Genomic DNA, 19,895 nt, shown 5'->3' with positions numbered 1-19,895 from the left:
ACCACATTGTTTTTAACAATAGACACACTGATTCTTTTTTATTTACATTATTGCAGGCAGTGGGAAAATAGAAAGAAATCTTCCGAACATGACTGGGCGATGCCTGGGGCTGAATTAAGTCGGGCTTACAGCCCGTCGCTCAGGGTTATCAATAATCAAAATGGTTTAGCAAACTTAATAGTTTCACTCTTGAATCCTTTTAAAGTACCATGTTTTTTTATATATTCATGAATAGTTTGCTTGTCATCCAACATCTGCTGAATCACATTGTTCTTATTTTCTTTTACACTATTAGTTTTCATTTTGCAATCCAATAACTCGACAACAATAAATCATACTCATGAGCAAAACTATATTGTTCATGATAACTTGTTTGATCTTTAATATACAGGCTCACATCATTTAAATCATCATCAGTTACAGGAAGAACAAGAAAATCATTATCCCATTTACATTCGGGGTATCCTTTCTCTTTCAGCCAAATATTAGCATCTTTCCTCATGGTTCTGATTATCTTTTTAGCATCCTCATTAGTAGTGTTGAGGAAAAGGCAGTGCACATGTTCATGACCTCCGTTTATCTGTTCAATATTTACTCCATATAAACTATCACGACTCTGCAAAAAAGTAAATAACTTGTTACGAACTGTTTCATTCCTTAAATGTGGTTCCCAATCTCTGGTGCTCCACACAACATGTAGAATAGTTCTCTCCGTTTTTTCAATATTCATACCATTACTTTTGTTAAGGTTAGTATTCTAAATAAAATGGAGAGGTAGGGGTAAAACTCTAAGCAAAGATACATCATAAAAAATAAATATTCATCTTGTGTTTTAAAAAAATAAAGATCATTCAAGAATTAAAGTGCCACAACAATAACCAAACAGTAACATATAACAACAATAGAAGAAAGCCAAAATCCAACGGTCGTTGAATTTCCGTTGCAACAAAAGAAAAGAAGAGAAAAGAAGAGAAAAGAAAATAACATCAGAAGAAGAAGAAAAAGAAGAAGAAGAAACTGCTGCTGTTGATGATGATGATGATGTTGATGATGAAGGTATGAACCCTGTAGGGATACCCCTTGTGGGTATCCTGATAATGGCCTGATAATGGTTCCCTTGTATTAATGGTTAACAATCAGGATACCCACAAGGGGTATCCCTACAGCGTTTTCGTCCTTTCGCACCTTCGACACACTATATAGACCGAAGGGTCGAAGCTATATAGCTTTGTCGTTGAATGCTATATAGTTCTGAGGGTCAATGCTATATAGCTCGATGGGTGAATGCTATATAGCACCAATTGACTGCAAAATCTTAATCTCCAGGCCCAAACATAACAATTGCACAGTTAATTAACGTCTTTTAAATATTTATTTCGTAATTTCCGGATGTTTCTTTCCATTTCTGGACACTCCCAACTTTGAGCGTTGTATCTTTGCAATTATTCCTGAATGGAAGGAGTTAAAGGGAGCTATCAGGGCGCTCTAAACAAAAAGAACAGTATTACGTTAAAATATCAAAATGAGTAGACGTAAATTGTGGAATTCCGGAGTTTAGGTAATCTCTTTAGTAAATATCGCATTGAATGATAAAATTAAGAAAATATATAATTAATAACTAAACCGTATGAGAAAGAAGTATTTTTTGCTCATTTCATTAATCATCTCGTTTATAACACCTATTACAATGCAAGGACAAACGTATGATAAGCTTTGGACCCAGGTTGAACAGGCACAAAAAAAAGGCTTGCCTAAATCGACCATAAACCTCACCGAACAAATCTTTAAAAAAGCACAGGCCGAAAAAAACTCGCCGCAGATGCTTAAAGCGTACACAGCCCGTTCTATGTACCAGCAACAAATTACGCCCGATAGCTTTTATGTAGATTTAAAGGGATTGGAACAGTGGGTTAAAACCTCACAGAACCAGGTTGAGTGTGCAGTATTGCATACCTTGATTGCTTCGTTATATGCAGATTATGCTGCAAATAACCAATGGCAATTAAGGCAAACATCGAACCTCACCGGAGAAGTTCCGGAGGATATCCGCGAGTGGAGTGCCAGTTTGTTCGTTAAAAAGGTGCTCGACCATACGTATGCAGCATTAGAAGATTCAACCCTCCTGTTGGCAACCTCATCAAAAGAATACCGCCCGTTTGTAAAACTGGGTAGTGCTAGCGAGTATTATCGGCACGATATGTACCATCTGTTAGCACTAAAAGGGGTGAACTCGTTGCAACAACTTTCGTGGATGGATACCAGCAAACAGGCATCGAACGCAGTATTAACTGTTTTCGACCGACTGATACGTACTTACAGCGAGCTGAATAATAAAGATGCCCTTATACTGGTGTCGTTAGATCGCTTGCGCTGGGAATATATGCAGAAGAACGAAGATTTTCTTCCGGCACTCGATAAAATGATAGCCGACAATAACAACCGTGAGGTAGCAGCAGAGATTTATCTGGAAAAAGCCAATCAGCTAATTGGTAAAAACGAATATGTAAAAGCACTTCAGGTAACAGACGAAGCTATTAATAAGTATCCTCGCTACAACAGGATTAATGCAGTGAAAGAAACCCGGGAAGCAATTCTTTCTCCCGATTTCAACTTTAACATGGATGCTGCAATCTATCCCGAAGCCGAGTATAAAATAACCGTTTCGCACCGTAATCTTGCTGGTTTTACTATCGAGTATTATCAGGTTAATCTTCCGGTAACATCTCCGTTAATTGATAGTTACGACAATTTTAATGATATAGCCAAGTACACCAAAAAGATAAATTCTCAACACATCGACCTGGCTAAGCCTACCGATTATTTATTAAAAGATACGGTTTATACATTAACTGCACCCAAAGAAGGCCTCTACCTGGTACGTGTACTGCCCGATGCAGCTACCAAACAAAGAAACGACCAATTGCTTTCGGTTACACGTTTTAGTGTGTTGAGCACAAAACTTCCCGACAACCGGTTTGAAGTAGCTGTGCTCGATGCAACAACAGGGCAACCTATACAAAACGCCCAGGTACACCTTTTTAGGGATGATAAAGGAAAGAAGGTTGAAAACAAAGTGTTAACTACCAATGCCGAAGGCAGGGCAATAACCGAATGGGGCAATAAAGGATTTCAATTCTTAACAGTAGAAAAAGGCACTGATAAGGCCATGAAACTACAATATGTTCGTGGTGGCTATTATTATGCTGCCCAACGTACTGAAGAAGCCCCCGGAAGCGATGAAGTAAAACTGCTGACCGACCGTTCATTGTACCGCCCCGGACAAATTGTTTATGTAAAAGGTATTGCCTACAATATGTTGCTGGATACAGCCAATGTTACTGCAAATAAGAAACTTACATTGCGTTTACAGGATAGTAACCGACGCGAAATAAACAGTCAGAAAGTAGTAACCAACGAATTTGGTTCTTTTACTGCCCAGATAGTTTTACCGGCTGGCGGACTGAATGGCACGTACTATCTATCTACCGAAAGTAGTAGTACGGTTAATATACGCGTTGAAGAATACAAACGTCCTACTTTCGATATCACTTTCGATAAGCAGGATGCCTCATACCGCATAGGCGACAATATTGAAGTGAAAGGAACTGTTAAAACCTACAGCGGTGTATCGGTTCAGGATGTGCCGGTTAATTATACCATAAAACGCTTTATGCGTGGTTGGTGGGGCCGTTATATGGGAAACGAAACCCTGATAGCCTCCGGAGCAGTTACGGTAGATGATAATGGTAACTTTTCTATTCCTGTATCTTTATTGGCAGATGAACAACAAAAAAACAACGAAGGATTCTACGTTTACAATGTTGAAGCTACTGTTACCAATATAGCAGGCGAAACCCAATCGTCGCAAACAAGCATTGCAGCGGGTTCGCGTTCGTTGTTACTGGGTATTAATGCACCAGCCGATAAGCTAAACAAAGACAATGATATTAAGATTACTTTCACAGCTACCAACCTTAGTGCACAACCAATCAATGTAAAAGGAACTTACAAGTTATATCCTTTCAGCAATTATAAAGAACGCAAAGCGGCCAACGAACCGGTATTAACAGGAAGCTTCACCTCTAATACAGAGAGTGTAATGACTAACTTTAACGCCCTTCCTTCGGGTGCTTACAAACTTGTTATATCGGCTAACGATGCGGCTGGTCGCGAAGCTACTGCCGATAGAGAAATAATTCTGTTTTCGCCTGCCGACACCCGTCCCGCAGCCGAATCGGATATCTGGTATTATGCACAGAATGTAGAGTTCGACAAAAACACTCCGGCTTCTTTTGTTTTCGGAACATCGCACAAAGATGCTTATATATTGGTAGATGTGTTCTCGGCTACCGAAAGAGTGGAAAGCAAAATACTACATCTTAGTGATTCGTTGGTGCAGTTTACATATCCTTATCAGCAAAAATACAAAGAAGGTTTATTGGTTTCTTTCATTTTTGTTAAAGACAACAAAACATTTACCCACCGGGTTAGACTTGAAAAGAAATTACCCGCAAAAGAACTAAAACTGAAATGGGAAGTGTTCCGCGATAAGTTACGTCCCGGACAAAAAGAAGAATGGCGTCTTACAATAATGAATCCGCAAGGAGTTCCTGCTGATGCCGAAATGCTGGCTACTCTTTACGATGCATCACTGGATAAGATATGGAAAACCGAACAGAATTTACTTTTGGACTATGGTCATCGTATACTGCCACATACTTCGTGGATGACGTATAATGGTAATAGAAATTATTATAACTTCTGGTTCTCGGGTAAGTCGTGGACCTATCCAGCTTTAACTTACGATGACTTCTGGACTACAGGAATCCCCTTTGCAATAGAACAGATGATGTATGATATGGCTCCCGGAGCTGCAACACGGAGCATGTCAAAGCAAACAGTAATAGAGTCGAAATTTTTACCCGTTATGGAAACCGATGCTACTTTTGCAGAAGATACAGGAAACGCCATTTCTACGAATATGCTAGGAGCAGGAAATATGGATACGCTGGCTCCTCCAACCGAAGACCTCCGTACCAACTTTGCCGAAACGGCTTTCTTCTATCCGCAGTTGCGTACTAACGAAAAAGGTGAGATTGTAATTTCGTTCACCATACCCGAAAGCCTTACCCGCTGGAACTTCCACGGTTATGCACATACCAAAGGCATGCTTACAGGTATGTTGAAGGGTGAAGTTACTACCAGTAAAGAGTTTATGCTAACTCCAAACCTTCCACGGTTTGTACGTGTGGGCGATAAAACATCGGTGGCTGCTTCTGTTACCAATACAACTGGAAATGCGGTTTCGGGTACTGTAACCTTTACATTATTCGACCCACTAACAGATAAGGTTATTGCTGTTCAAAAAGAGAAGTTTACAGCCGCAGCCGGTAAATCGGCAGGCGTTAACTTTACTTTTGCTGCTACCGATAAATACGAGATGCTGGGTTGCCGTATAGTGGCCGATGGCGGACAGTTTAGCGATGGCGAGCAACACTTACTGCCTGTACTTAGCAACAAAGAACGGATAACCGAAACGGTATCGATACCTGTACGCGGTAACGAAACCCGTGAGTTCTCTTTAGAGTCATTGTTCAATAACAACAGCAAAACAGCAACCAACAGGAAATTAACTGTTGAGTATTCGGGTAATCCGGCATGGTATGCCATTCAGGCATTGCCTACAATTAGCCTTCCAACCAACGATGATGCTATTTCGTGGACTACAGCCTATTATGCCAACAGTGTAGCATACCACATAATAAAAGAACAATCACGGATTAAAACCATTTTCGACTACTGGAAAGAACAGGGTGGCACTAAGGAAACATTTATCAGTAACTTGCAAAAGAATCAGGATGTGAAAAACATCCTACTCGAAGAGTCGCCTTGGTTAATGGAAGCTACTTCCGAAGCCGATCAGATAAGTCGTATTGCTACTTTGTTCGATCTGAATACTATCAGTAACAACAATATAACAGCGCTTACTAAGTTAAAAGATCTTCAACTCAACGATGGTTCGTGGAGCTGGTACAAAGGAATGTCGGGCAGCCGGTATATTACAACTTATGTACTCGAAAACCTGTCTCGCCTTAATTTGTTAACCGGTTCGCAAGCTGATAAAGATGTAACAAAGATGCAGCAATCAGCATTTAATTATCTGCATAAAGAAGCTCTTGACGAGTACAACCGCACTCGTGAGATGGAGAAGAAAGGCAGTAAAGTACCAGGTATATCAAGCAATGCTTTGCAATATTTATACTTGATTGCTATCTCGGGCCAGAAGGTACCATCAACAAATCAAACAGCTTATAATTACTTTCTGAATAAAGTAAGAGAATCCTTATTGTCACAGTCTGTGAAAGGAAAAGCAATGTCGGCTGTGATATTGAAAAAGGCCGGAAGAAACAGTCAGGCATATGAATTTATGGCATCCTTAAAAGAATACCTGGTTAAAACAGATGAGTTAGGCATGTACTTTGATTTCAACGAATCGCCTTACCGTTGGAACAACTTACGTATTCCTGCACATGTAGCTGTAATGGAAGCTTTCGATATTGTGTATAACGATGCACGCACAATAGAGGAAATGAAAATCTGGTTGCTCAAACAAAAGCAAACTCAGCAATGGGATTCTCCTCTATCTACCGCAAATGCTATTCATGCGTTGCTGTATCGCGGCACTAATTTGTTAGATAACCGTGGCGATGTACGTATTACTATAGGAAACAAAACGCTTGAAACATTAGCTCCTGCAAACGAAACTATTCAAGGAATAAGTTATGTAAAACAAACGTATACCGATAAGAACCAGATTAGCAAACCAAGTAAAATCAAGGTTGAAAAACGCGACGATGGTATTGCCTGGGGTGCTGTTTATGCCCAATATAGTGAAGATATTGACAAAGTGAACCGCAATGCCGGCGAACTGGGTGTAGATAAGAAACTGTATGTAGAAAAAGTACAAGGTACTACCAAAGAACTGGTTCCTGTTACTGCTGGTACTCCACTGGCTGTTGGCGATAAAGTTGTATCGCGCATTACCATTACTTTAGACAGGGCTATGGATTTTATCCAGCTTAAAGACCAGCGTGGTGCTTGCTTCGAACCGATAGGAGCATTGTCGGGCTACAGCCGGAGCAACGGCATTGGATATTATGTAGCAGTGAAAGATGCTTCGACCAACTTCTTCTTCGATTCGCTTAGAAAAGGGGTATATGTGTTGGAGTATAGTTACCGCGTAAGTCGCACAGGTGTTTACGAAGGAGGCTTAGCTATAATTCAGAGTGCTTATGCACCGGAGTTTGCTTCGCATTCGGCTTCTGTTAAGGTGGAGGTGAAGTAGGCGCGAAGGCGCGAAAGCGCGAAGGCGCGAAAGCGCGAAGGCGCGAAAGGGGAAAAGGTGCGCATCACACCTTCGCGCCTTCATGCTTTCGCGCCTTCATGCTTTCGCGCCTTCATGCCTTCGCGCCTTCATGCCTTCGCGCCTTCATGCTTTCGCGCCTCAAACCTCATCAGGCCAAGAAGCAGCCCTACCCGTAGTCTTAAACTTTGGTCGTTGTGCATCCATACTACGGAGTTGCTTTCCTAATTCTTTCGACAATTGTTGAACAAGTTTAGGCTCTTTGCTGGCCAGATTGGTTGTTTCTCCAATATCATTCCGTACATTGAATAATTCTTTCTTACCCGTTTCGTAGTAATAGATTAGCTTCCAATCGCCTTTCCGGATAGAACAAGTTGGGCCGATACCGGGTCCATCGTTTCCCCACAGGTTGGGGAAGTTCCAGATAAGTGCGCGGTTTTTAGAAGGATCACCTTGTTGAGTGATAAGAGGTACAAAGCTACGCCCATCAATGGGTTGAATGGTTTGATAATGAGTAATACCAGCCATTTCAAGAATAGCAGGGAAGAAATCTTCAATAATAAGAGGTTGATTGCATTTGCTTGCCGGCGATGTGGTTCCCGGCCAACTAACAATCATTGGTTCCCTGATTCCGCCTTCGTAGGCCGATCCTTTTCCACTGTTCAACGGATAGTTATGGCAATGCAAAGGAGTATCGCGCCATCCTGCTTCGGAAGATAAACCACCATTGTCGGCCATAAAAATGATGATGGTATTATCTGTTAGGTTGTTATTATCCAGGTAATCCATTAAGTCGCCCAGACTTTTATCCATTCCTTCGATTAGCGAAGCATAGCCGGCTTCTTTTGTCGAAAGTCCTTTTTCAATATACTTCTGGTAGAACCGCATATCTTTGTCTACCGGTACATGGATGGCATAATGCGACATGTACAGAAAGAAAGGCTGGTTGTACTTCTGTGCTTTATCCAAACTCTTCATGGCCTCTAATGTCAGTGCTTCGGTAACAAAGATATCTTCTCCCCAGTATTTTTCCAATCCCGGAACGGCATTGGGTGGATTGGTACGCCCATCGTTACGATTGCCAAAGTTTTGTTCGCCCAGATAACTGGCTAAACCACCGGCCGCATGCCCGGCAATGTTTACTTCAAAGCCAAAGTGATGCGGACTCTCGCCCGGCGTATCGATGGCACCAAAATGTGCCTTCCCACAATGAATGGTATGGTAGCCATTGTTCTTTAGTAACTGTGGCAAAGTGGTTGCCTGGTATGTACGCGGAATGTTTGGCACTTGACAAATTCCGTTTACATTCCACTCCGGAAACTCCAGTACATCGCTTTTGCGGTCGGTAGATGTATCTTTGAACAGTGTCCAGTTCGTAACCCGGTGGCGTGCAGCATTAGATCCTGTCATCAAGCTACACCGGCTGGGCGAACTAACACTGGTAGCATACGCCTGAGTAAACATTGTTCCCCGGTTGGCAAGCCGTTCCATGTTGGGTGTTTCGTACACCTTGTTGAAGTGCGTTCTTTCCGTCCAAAAAGGCAGAGACGTATCTTGCCAGCCCATATCGTCGACCATAAATAAAATGATGTTCGGCTGTTTGTCCGGCTGCTCTGCCTGTAAGGATAGGAAAGGAGCTGTGATAAGGGGGAGTAAGATCGTTTTTTTCATATACAATAGAGACTAAAATTAAGGATATCCGGTTGAGCAACACATTCATTGATAATCAATTGAAATTCTGTTGCCTCTACCGTTGGAAATTCTTCGATACGTTTGTGGCCTATAGACTCGCCCCGGCACACTGTTTGCCAGCGACCGTTTACTTTGGCTTGCACTTCATATTTTCTCACCCGTTGTCCGTTGCATATATTCTCTTGAATCATACATTGGTTTACAGGTTGTTTCTTATTAAATCGTATGCTAATCGTTTTTTTCTTGCCCGAAGCCGAAGCTAAAGGTTTGCCAAATTGTTGTTCTATCGTTTTTCCCCATTGCTGTAATACTTCTACATCGGGCTTAGGCATCAGGCCGCAGGTGTCTGGTGTTAAGCCTAGAATAAGAGTAGCATTACGACCAACAGATTTACGATACATACTCATCAAACTATCCACTGGGTACACTGCATGTTCATCGTCGGGCTCCCAGAACCATTCGTGCCGCCCATTCATGCCCCGAAGCGGTGCATCGGCCATTGCCGGTACCCAGTATTTACCATCTTTGTCGCCGTTGCGAAGCAGTTGAAGGTGGTTGCGTTGTGTATCAAGGTTTTTGTTGTGCGAATAAGGATACGGAAAAGTAGACCAGCAAGGATAACTCACCGTTCCTGTTTCCGAACCGCCCCAGCGAAAGTCGGCCCGGTCTACATTGTGGTAGAACAAACAGTTGGGTTGCAACCTGCTAACAATAGGAAGTACATCCGGCCCGTCGCCCTGCGGATCATCGGCGCCACCATCAAACCATATCATAAACAATTCGCCGTAGCGGCTACACAGTTCTTCGACCATGCCCTCGCACATACGTTTGTACCATTGCTGGCGGTTGTGGGCAAATGTGCCTTCGCCCTGAGCTTTGAAATTATGAATACCTAGCAATGAGTTCCATCGGATACCGATATAGATGCCCGGCATAATGCCGTACTTGCGACACGAATTAACAAAGTCGCGAACAATGTCTCCTTGTCCGTTACGCCATTTTACCGCTTTCAGACAGTAGGGATTAACATCACTTTGATACAGTGCAAACCCGGTTTCGTGTGTAGCAGTAAGCACTGCAAACTTTGCTCCTGCCGCTGCTGCAGCCTCTACCCATTGATCGGTATTGAGTTGAGTGGGGTTAAAAATGTTGTAATCCTCTACCGGCTGAATGCGATTGTTACCCTGACCGTATTTTATACCATCGAACACATGCAGGTCGTAGTGAAACACCACACCCATTTCGGCTTCGTGCCACTTCAACTGGTGCGAAGCCGGAGTAGGTATCTGCGACTGCTGCCCCACAACATTGAGCGTACACAATCCGGCGATAACAAATAGTAAAATGTTTCTCTTCATTACTTCTCGGCTCCTGTTCCCGATTGCACTTTCCAACCCGGATTCTGGTAAATGTATGCTGTACTGATATCTCCACCTTTCTCGGGGGTTGACAAACGTATCACATCGTAGGCTATTGGTGCCAGATAGTGTGCTTGCATAAATGTATAACCGTTGTATGCTTTATTGTTGCTACGTACACGAAACGGACGAAGGTATTTATAGTCGCGGGCGGACACATTGGGCTCGTCGGCTTCTCCGGCTGGTTTTAAATCGTCGTATAATTCATATTGCTTATCCCACAGGTTGAATCCTTCCATGTGATAATCTTTCATATTATCGAGCGCACGCCAGCGATACAGATCGTCTAAACGCATACCTTCGGCAATAAATTCCGAACGGCGTTCGCGGCGAATATTATACAAAGTAGCATCCACAAGTTGACTGCCTGAGTAAACTGCCAGATCATTCTCTTTGGTAAGGTCGGTAGCATCAATGGTACCTTGAATATCGTCACTCACTCCGGCACGTATACGCAATGCTTTCCAGAAAGTTTTGCTTTGAGCATCCAACGAACCATCAAGCAGGTATTGTGCTTCTATATAATTGAGATATGCTTCTCCGGCACGAAAGATAACGCTTCCTGTGTAGCAGGGTAAGGTGATAGCCATAGAGGGATCTTGATTGAGTCCTTTGCGCAAACAGTATCCTGTTGTTACACGGTTTTCGTTTACAATCGTAATTCCCGGTTTGGTAAACGTAATAAACGGGTTTATCGGGTCGCCCGGAACACTCATTGATTGGCGTAAACGCTCGTCGCGTCCTTCAACTACTTTGGTCAATGTTTCGTCTCCTTGATATCCCGACTCGGCTGCATAAATAGGCAATCCATTCTTCATCAGGTATGTTTCTACCAACGACCGTGTGAATCCTGTATTACCCGATCCGTTTCCACCGGGATAAAGCGTTTGCAAATACGATACTACATAATGAAATACTTTAAGATCGGTATTGTACTTTCTCCAAAGCAATACTTCGTTCATACCGCTCAGATCAACACTGTTGAACATTGATGCATAATCGCCTAACGAAAACTTCCCGGCTACTTGTTCGGCCGACTGTTTAGCCTCTGTAAGGAAGAAATTAATTTCCTCTTCTATATTGATCGAAAATCCACTCAGGTACGACGCTTTTGCACCTGGCCAATTAGGTCCACCCGGTACACGGTCTGTTCCTGCATGATACTTCAACCAAGTTCCTTCGTACAAAGCCACACGCGATTTGAGCAACAAAGCCACATAACGTGTCAGCCTGTTTGATGCCGGTGCTGTTTCGCGCATCATGTCGATGGCTTTATCCAAATCGGATAGAATGAAGCGTGCCACTTCGTTTCTTGGACGGCGTTGGTTGGCTTCGGCCAACTCTTCATAGTTATCCGACAGTGATTTCTCAACTATAGGAAAATCGCCATACGTTTTTAAGAAACTGAAATATTGAAAAGCACGGAAAAAATACATCTCGCCAATGTAATGGCGTATATTGGCTTCTACACCACTAATGCTTCCGGCTTCGTATTTAGGTAATACAGTTTCAAAGAAATAGTTACAGTCGCGTATTTTTTTGAAATCCCATCCGCCGTTGGTTGCTACCCGGCGTTCGCCCGGTAGGAAATTACTGTTTACATTTGTGCTACACTGATTGTCGCTGTTGTTATCGGTACCAAATGTACCAATGCTGTATACTCCCGGTGCATGCGAAGGTAATGCATTGTATTGTGCTGCTCCAAAACTAGCTAATTCATTCTCGGTATTAAGATAATGCTCCGAAGTTACCGATGATAATGGCTGGCGATCGAGAAAGTCGTCGCAAGCAGTAAATAACACTGCCACAAATGCTATTAAAAATATATATTGCTTTTTCATGATTTAATTTTTAGTCTGTTTTATTAGCATGATTCTTAGAATGTAACATTCATTCCACAGGATATAGTGCGTGAGATGGGATAAATCTTTCCGTTACCATAGTCGCCACCTATTGCTTCCGGATCGAAGGCCCCGAATACAGAAGTAAACGTAAACAGGTTATCGCCCGAGAAGAATACACGAACACGCGACAGTCCGATTCTCTGTACCAATTGTGTAGGAATAGTATAACCAATTTGTAAATTCTTCAAACGCAGGTACGAAGCATCTTGCAAGTATCCGGTTTGTACTTGCTGGTTCTTATTGGTATTGAAGTATGGTTTGGGGAAGTATGCATTGGGGTTGGCTCCCATCTTATCTCCCTCAGGACGCCAGTAATCCTGATGTTCTTTGTATCCGATAGATTGCCACATTCCGCCGGTTGCACCCCAGAAGTAGTTACCTGTTAACCAGAAGTCGCGTTTGCCCACCCCTTGGAAGAAGGCACGGAAATCAAATCCATTCCAATCGGCTCCTAATGTTATACCAATGTGGTAGCGTGGAGTGCTGTTACCAATAATCTTGCGATCGCCCGGATCATCAACGGTACCTGCCCCTGTAGATATCTTGTTGTCGCCATCGAGGTCTTTGTACATAATATCGCCTGCACCCCACTGACTGCCCAGTTGCGACTGGTCGGTATGTGCCAGATGTGCTTGCATCTCTTCGTCGGTTTTAGCAATACCAATGGTTTCGTATCCCCAAATCTCGTTGGTGTATTTGCCTATATAAGGACTGCTCAGAATAAATGATTCGTTTGGATATTTTGTTATTTTGCTGCGTGCATCGGCTAAAGTAAGCCCAACAGTGTAACCCAATTTACCTATGCGGTCGTTCCAAGTCAAAGCCAACTCCCAACCACGGGTAACCATGGCTGCATTGTTAATACGTGGCAGGCTTCCGGTATCAATCCCTATAATGGATGATTTCTCTTCAGGGGGTCCAATCATATCGTCGGTGTTTCGTTTGTACCATTCGAACGAACCGGTGAGGCGGTTGTTAAAGGCACCGAAATCGAAACCAATGTTCAATGTGCTCACTTTTTCCCAGGTCATTAAATTACTAACCATTAGTGGGGCTGTTGCAGTTGTGGGTTGTTCGCCGCCAATCAACCAGTTTCCGTTTTTCAGTCCCAGTGGTTGGCTTAGATAGAAGGGATAATAAGCTCTTGTGTTTTGATTACCCAGTTTACCCCACGACACACGTGGCTTAAGTGTGTTTACATAATCGGCTAGTGATTCCCAAAAAGCTTCGCGTGCAATGTTGTAACCCAATGAGAAAGAAGGAAATACATTCCAACGTTTATCGCCAATGAAACGAGATGAGCCATCGTAACGCAGGTTTACTTCGAGCAGGTAACGTCCGTCGTAATCGTAATTCAACCGGCCGAAGAATCCGGCTGTTGCCCATTCTTGTTTCCAGGCCGAAGTATAATCCTTACCCATACTGGCATCGATAGATGGAACCTGATCGCTGATTACATCGTCGCGACGGGCATACACATAGTTTTCTTTATAAAGCTCGGAGTTAAAACCAACCATTACTTTAAAGTTGTTTTTACCCAACGAATGTACATAATCGGTATACAGGTTGGTTGTTAACAGGTTATTGTCCTGTTTAGATACTGATGCATAGGTTGCTCCCGGACTGAAACTGCCATTGAATGCCATTGCCACCGGTTCGTTTTTGTTGTTCCACTCGTATATACGTGCCAGGTTCTCTTCACGGTTCACCCATTCGGTTTTCAATCCCAGTTCGCCACGTATGTTCCAACCTTTCAGTGGAGTGATATCAATGGTACCTTGTGTGTATGTGATATCTTTGTTGCGGTTGTGGCGTCCACCATCTTGTATTTGTATGATTTTTGAGTTGCGCATGTAGTGCCCATTGGGATCTTGAAGAGGCATGGTTGGCCAGGTACGCGAGATATCGTGGTAGTACAATCCCGAATCATCGGCATATAGCGGACGGTCGAGGGTTTCACGGATAAAGCGCGAGTTAATACCCACCTTCAACCAGTTTGTTACCTGCGAACCTACTCTTACCGAAGCATTGATACGCTGAAAGTTATCATCGCCATAGCGCAGGTTTCCACCCTGATCCATAAACGCTCCCGACATGTAATAATTCAATTTATCAGTCCCTCCACTAATGTTCAGATTATGTTCCTGCGTAAAAGCTGTTTTAAAATGGTTACGTGCCCAGTTCTGGTTGTCGTTTGCTTTTTGATGAAACTCGTACATACCATTTCCCGGATTGGGAACAGTGGTTGTTGCCAGTTCGCCTTTTTGATACGCCTGAATGCGGCCAATTGTTTCGTCGTTAAACACAGCTGTTTCGGCTCCGTTAGCAGCCGCTGCATTGAAGTACATGGCAAAGGTATACGAATCCATCATATCGGGCAAATTGGTAGCTGTTGCCCAGCGGAAGTTATTGCTGTAATTTACCTGTGCCTTTCCGTTTTTTCCGCTTTTGGTTGTAATAAGAATAACACCAAAAGGCGCACGCGATCCGTATACACTAGATGCTGCTGCATCCTTCAAAACCGAGATATTCTCAATATCGTCGGGATTCAGCGCATTCATATCGCCTGCAATACCATCAATCAAGATAAGCGGACTGTCGTTAGAGCCTTCTCCTATTGTACCTGTACCGCGAATGTTTACATTCATGGCGTTGCCCAAAGCACCACCTACATTATTGACCGACATGTACAACCCTGGAACCACCCCTTGTAATGCCTGTCCCACTTGCGACACCGGCCGGGATTCGAGTGCTTTATTGTCCACTGTTGATACAGCACCTGTTAAGTTTAGTTTCTTTTGGGTACCAAATCCTACCACCACAATTTCATCGAGTGTTTGTGCATCTTCGGCCAATACAAAGTCGTAGTTTGTTTGTTGCCCGTTAATTGTTGCCGTTTGTGGCACATAGCCAATGTAGGACACCGAAAGAACATCTCCAACTTTTGCCTGTATAGAGAATTGTCCTTCAACGTTAGTAATTTGCCCGCTTGTTGTTCCTTTAACAATAACCGTAGCCCCAATAACGGGCTCATTATAGGTTTTATCTGTTACAACCCCTGTAACGGTTATTTGCTGTTGTGCGTATATATACGGTACACAAACAAGCAACCAAGCAATAAGTAAAATGTTTTTTGATTTCATTTTATCAATTTTAAGGTTAATAATAAATGAATGGATAAATGAATAGTCAAAAGTAGATGTTTGGTAATAAGGAGACACTCGGCAGATTCATCATTATAGATGGGTGAATTGATATATTGCATGTTTGTAGGTGTTGTTTCGTTCAGCGTAGGGGGTGTTTTCATCAAAATGCTTATAACCACTGCTTTTTAACAATGCTGCAAGAAGTTGTTTCGTTTATCTTTCTTAAATTTGATAACATAAAGACAATACCCATGAAACACACATACTGGCTACTTGCTTACTTACTGCTTTTTACCACTACGGCCCATGCCTACTTTGACAAAGACATACGCATATTAACCATGCAGAACGGGCTTGCCGACAATACTGTATACTGCATTCATAAAGATAGAGACGGCTTTATGTGGTTTGGAACCAACAACGGCCTGAGCCGGTACGATGGAAAAACAATCCGCAATTTCAGTATGCCCGATACATACCTCACTGTTTCGCACATTCGCGAAACCACCAACGATTTATTGTGGCTCATAACTTCGGATAACCTGATGTGCTTTGACCGCAAAACCGAAAGATTGTTGCCTGTTGAAACCTCCGGCTGGTGGAAGGATGTAGTTTTTACCGACAACTCTACCCTGTGGGCACTTTCTAATCAGGCACTTGTACATTGCCGTATTGAGTTAATACAAGACCATACAGGAACAGCCCAAATTAAACTTCACGAAATAAAACGGATAGACACTTTTTGCCAACCGGATACTTCACTAAGTGCCATCTGCTCGTCGGGCGATGGATTGTTGTATCTGGTAGATAATGCCGGATACATATTTACTTTCGATACCCGGAAAGAAGAAATAACCGCTACCCATCGCGTATTTGAACAATCCAACTTGCAAGTTCAGCGCATTTTGTACGCTTCCGGACTGCTGTGGATATCTACTATCGAATTCGGTGCCATTGTGTATAATACTGCTACAGGAGATTCGCGTCGATATACCCACAACCTGAAACCAACCCGCACATCTACTTCGCACCATGATTCTTATCAGATTATTGCTTTGCCCGATGGACGTTTCCTCTCGGCCACCTGGAACGGATATACTGTATTCAATCCCACCGGAAAGAACGCTACCGACTTTACCACCGAAATATACAATAACACCACCTCGCATACGCTTCGTAATATGGAATCGCGTATGCTTTGTGCCCATTACGACCCTGCCGGTATGTTTTGGGTAGGCACACGCGGAGGCGGGGTGTATGCTTCCGACCTGCGTTTGCAATTCTATACCCGTTACCATCAGGATACCCACAACGAAATATGCGGCATTGCAACCGATGCCGATGGTTACATCTGGCTGGCCGGATTTCACAGTGGAGTGATGCGCAGCGGCGAACCGTTCCATCCGCAAGCCAAGTTGCACTTTGATGCTGTTGCCCCACAAGCCGGAGAAACAGTGCTTACTGTGGCAGTCGATGCTCATAACAATCTTTGGTTTGCCGGTAGAAACAAGATGCTGACTTGTTACCGTGCCGATACCCGTTCGTATGTATCTTATCCTGTTTTGCCTGAAGGAGAAAACGCATGGAGCGGCGATATATGGACGCTTTATTTGAACAGTCCCGGTAAAATATGGATTGGAAGCACCAATGGGTTACTGGTTTTCGACCTAGCAACCAAGAAGTTTAACCGCATACAGGGTGCCTTTGGAGCCATTCGTGCCATTGCTTCGACCAGTAAAGATTATCTCTGGCTGGGTACCTCTAACGGGCTAATGAAGTTTTCGCTTACCGAGAAGAAAATAACCGGCAAAGCATACGAAGAGCGAAAAGGACTGAACACCCGCGAAGTACGTACATTACTTGCTGCCAGCGACAATTATCTGTATGTGGGCTACAGTGCAGGATTGGGAATTGTTGATCCTGCCACAAACGAAATAGAACATTTTTATACTACCCGCGATGGGTTGTGCAGTAACTTCTTTGGTTGTATAACCGAAGATGCTGCCGGCGACATCTGGCTGGGAACCAATTCGGGTATTACCCGCTTTAGCCGCACACAGCAGTTGTTCTACAACTACTATATATCGAGCAGTAACCGTTCGTCCTGGCACTACAACGGTTATTTGTTTTGGGGTAACAATTTAAATCTTACCTGTTTTCATTCCGAAAACGTTAAATCTTTGCACGATACTCCGAGCCGTGTACGCATCACGCAACTAGAGGTAGATGGTAAACCGGTGAAGATAGGCGAGAAAATAAATAAACAAGTATTGCTCCATCAAGGAACCACGTATACCGATAATTTAACACTGAATCAACAAAACAACAGTATCTCACTATCGTTCAGCAACCTCACCTTTTCCGAAGAATTGCAGAAGTACCGTTACAGGCTTACTCCTTTTCATGGCGACTGGCTGGTGGTGAGCGAAGGCGAAAAGGCAACTTACACCAACCTGCCCAAAGGCAATTATCTTTTTGAAGTAAGCAGCATTTATCCTAACGGACAACCCGGAGAAACTACATCTTTACAAATAAAGATTCTGCCACATTGGTACGAAACAACACTTTCGCGATTTATATTTTTCTGTACCCTGGCACTAATTACTTTATGGATTATTTTATGGAGCCGCCGAAAACAGAAACGATTGGCTTGGGAAGAACGTTTGAAACATGAACTGGAATTGGCTAATGTAGAACGCGACAAAGAAAAACAAATAAACCGGGAACGAGAGAATTTCTTCACCAATGTATCGCACGAACTACGTACACCCCTTACGCTTATTCTATCGCCCTTGCAAGAGCTGTTGCAAACAGAACAGATTGCTCCTGATATTCAGGAAAAGTTAGAGTTGATGCACAGAAGCGCCACTTCGCTTTCTACTTTAATGAATCAGTTGCTTTATGTACAAAAGATTGAAGCCGGAATGGTTAAGTTGCATCCTATGCAAACCGATATAATAGAGCTGGTACACAAAACAATGGCCTTGTTCGAGCCGCTTGCCCGCATGAAACAGATAGTCTATTCGTTCGATACCGATTCCGAAAGCATGTATCTCTGGATAGATGCTGCCAAAATAGAATCTGCCTTAACCAACCTTCTGTCGAACGCATTTAAGTATACCCCACAAAACCAGACAATAGCCATAGAGATTAAAAAGCAGGAAATAGATGGGCAGTGGTTTTGCCTATTGTCGGTTACAGATACCGGGCAGGGCATTCAGCCCGAACTGCGCGACCGGGTATTCGAATCGTTTATTACCGGAGATACCAATCCTTCTTTCTCAACCAAAATAGGAATAGGGTTGCGCATTGTAAAACACACCATGGATTTGCATCATGGAAAGGTAGTGCTGAATAGCGAACCGGGACAAGGATCGGCATTTACATTGTACCTGCCGTTTGGTAAGGAGCATTTCAGTAATCATAGCCTGCCCGTTCAGCAAGTTAAGCAGGTTGAAAAGGGTACACATAAAAAAATACTTATCATTGAAGATAACAGCGATATGCGCACCTACATCTGTAGTTTATTCAATAAGAAATTCACCGTTATCGAAGCCGAAGATGGCAAACAAGGAGTAGAGGCAGCCATAAACCATTTACCTGATATGATTCTTTCGGATATTATGATGCCGGTTATGGATGGTTTTGAAATGATAAACCTGTTGAAAGAAAATACCCGCACCGCACATATCCCTATCATTATGTTAACAGCCAAAGCCGAAGATGCCGACGTGATACGAAGCATGAAGCTGGGAGTGGATGATTATGTAATGAAACCTTTCAACCCCGAAGTGCTGAAGGTAAAGGTCGAAAACCTGATATCTAACCGCGAACAACTAAAACGTATTTATACCAAAACCTTGTTTCAGAAACCAGACAATGATCAGCAACCGGACGAGAAAGAAGAATTTATGCAGAAGATTGTAAGCATTGTAGAGGCTAACCTTACCAACCCCGACTTTGGCGTTAAGATATTGGCCGACAGGTTAAACGTTAGTCAGCCTACACTGTACCGCAAAATAAAACACTTAAGCGGGCTGAGCATTATTGAGGTTATTCGCAGTATAAGGATCAGCAAAGCAGCTTCGTATATCCTGCAAAAGAAATACTCAATACAAGAAGTGTCCGAGATGGTGGGGTATAATGATGTACATACCTTCCGGAAACATTTCTCTAAGCAGTTTGGGGTGTCGCCGTCTAAGTATAGTTACTAATTTAAAACACGGAGACACAGAAACACGGAGCTTTTCCTTGTGCGGAACACGGAGGCACCACAACGGCTGGATTCGTTCAAATCAGAGGAGGAAATGAAGTAATTGTACGATTTCACCACAGAGTTCACAGAGTTACACAGAGTTTTAAACTTCCATGC

9 protein-coding genes are annotated in these 19,895 nt (G+C 43.1%); 4 read left to right on the top strand and 5 right to left on the bottom strand.

The window, feature by feature from the left end; translation table 11 throughout:
- A partial coding sequence (locus D0T85_RS22560; RefSeq protein ID WP_203558534.1) for a hypothetical protein occupies positions 1-231 on the top strand: 231 nt, incomplete at its 5' end.
- Between the two features lie 67 nt (positions 232-298).
- Here D0T85_RS22560 and D0T85_RS20080 read toward each other — a convergent pair.
- The gene (locus D0T85_RS20080; protein WP_163215298.1) at positions 299-730 is read right to left on the bottom strand and encodes a transposase; all 432 of its coding nucleotides are present in this window, start codon (positions 728-730) and stop codon (positions 299-301) included.
- Between the two features lie 199 nt (positions 731-929).
- On the opposite strand from D0T85_RS20080, the gene D0T85_RS20075 reads away from it, so the two are divergent.
- Entirely contained in the window at positions 930-1,106 is a 177-nt protein-coding gene (locus D0T85_RS20075) for a hypothetical protein (RefSeq protein WP_163215297.1), read from the top strand.
- Positions 1,107-1,627: 521 nt separating this feature from the next.
- A complete protein-coding gene (locus D0T85_RS20070) occupies positions 1,628-7,345 on the top strand; it encodes an alpha-2-macroglobulin family protein (RefSeq protein WP_163215296.1) in 5,718 nt (1,905 codons plus the stop codon).
- 159 nt (positions 7,346-7,504) lie between these two features.
- Here the strand turns inward: D0T85_RS20070 and D0T85_RS20065 are convergent, their stop codons facing one another.
- From D0T85_RS20065 to D0T85_RS20050, 4 genes are read right to left on the bottom strand one after another with little or no spacing between them, the layout of a single operon-like run.
- Entirely contained in the window at positions 7,505-9,034 is a 1,530-nt protein-coding gene (locus D0T85_RS20065; RefSeq protein ID WP_163215295.1) for a sulfatase, read from the bottom strand.
- Complete coding sequence (locus D0T85_RS20060; RefSeq protein ID WP_163215294.1) at positions 9,031-10,413, bottom strand: alpha-L-fucosidase; 1,383 nt, start codon at positions 10,411-10,413, stop codon at positions 9,031-9,033. The genes D0T85_RS20065 and D0T85_RS20060 overlap by 4 nt, the downstream gene beginning before the upstream one ends.
- Positions 10,413-12,314, bottom strand: coding sequence for a RagB/SusD family nutrient uptake outer membrane protein (locus D0T85_RS20055; protein WP_163215293.1), 1,902 nt, complete (start codon positions 12,312-12,314; stop codon positions 10,413-10,415). Before D0T85_RS20055 ends, D0T85_RS20060 begins: the two co-directional genes overlap by 1 nt.
- 35 nt (positions 12,315-12,349) lie before the next feature.
- Complete coding sequence (locus D0T85_RS20050; RefSeq protein ID WP_163215292.1) at positions 12,350-15,520, bottom strand: TonB-dependent receptor; 3,171 nt, start codon at positions 15,518-15,520, stop codon at positions 12,350-12,352.
- A 254-nt stretch (positions 15,521-15,774) separates the two neighbouring features.
- On the opposite strand from D0T85_RS20050, the gene D0T85_RS20045 reads away from it, so the two are divergent.
- Positions 15,775-19,737 carry a response regulator gene (locus tag D0T85_RS20045; protein WP_163215291.1) on the top strand — a complete coding sequence of 1,321 codons (3,963 nt, stop codon included), beginning with the start codon at positions 15,775-15,777 and terminating at the stop codon, positions 19,735-19,737.
- Positions 19,738-19,895 lie beyond the last annotated feature (158 nt).

It is taken from the genome of Bacteroides sp. 519, assembly GCF_010500955.1.
Lineage (GTDB): Bacteria > Bacteroidota > Bacteroidia > Bacteroidales > Bacteroidaceae > Bacteroides.
Note: the sequence above shows the minus strand (reverse complement) of the source record. Positions and strands in the feature narration are given on the sequence as shown.

Bases quoted from the DNA above. Each gene is read 5' to 3' on its own strand.
- D0T85_RS20080 (WP_163215298.1), bottom strand. From the start codon at position 730: ATGAATATTGAAAAAACGGAGAGAACTATTCTACATGTTGTGTGGAGC.
- D0T85_RS20070 (WP_163215296.1), top strand. From the start codon at position 1,628: ATGAGAAAGAAGTATTTTTTGCTCATTTCATTAATCATCTCGTTTATA.
- D0T85_RS20065 (WP_163215295.1), bottom strand. From the start codon at position 9,034: ATGAAAAAAACGATCTTACTCCCCCTTATCACAGCTCCTTTCCTATCC.
- D0T85_RS20060 (WP_163215294.1), bottom strand. From the start codon at position 10,413: ATGAAGAGAAACATTTTACTATTTGTTATCGCCGGATTGTGTACGCTC.
- D0T85_RS20055 (WP_163215293.1), bottom strand. From the start codon at position 12,314: ATGAAAAAGCAATATATATTTTTAATAGCATTTGTGGCAGTGTTATTT.
- D0T85_RS20050 (WP_163215292.1), bottom strand. From the start codon at position 15,520: ATGAAATCAAAAAACATTTTACTTATTGCTTGGTTGCTTGTTTGTGTA.
- D0T85_RS20045 (WP_163215291.1), top strand. From the start codon at position 15,775: ATGAAACACACATACTGGCTACTTGCTTACTTACTGCTTTTTACCACT.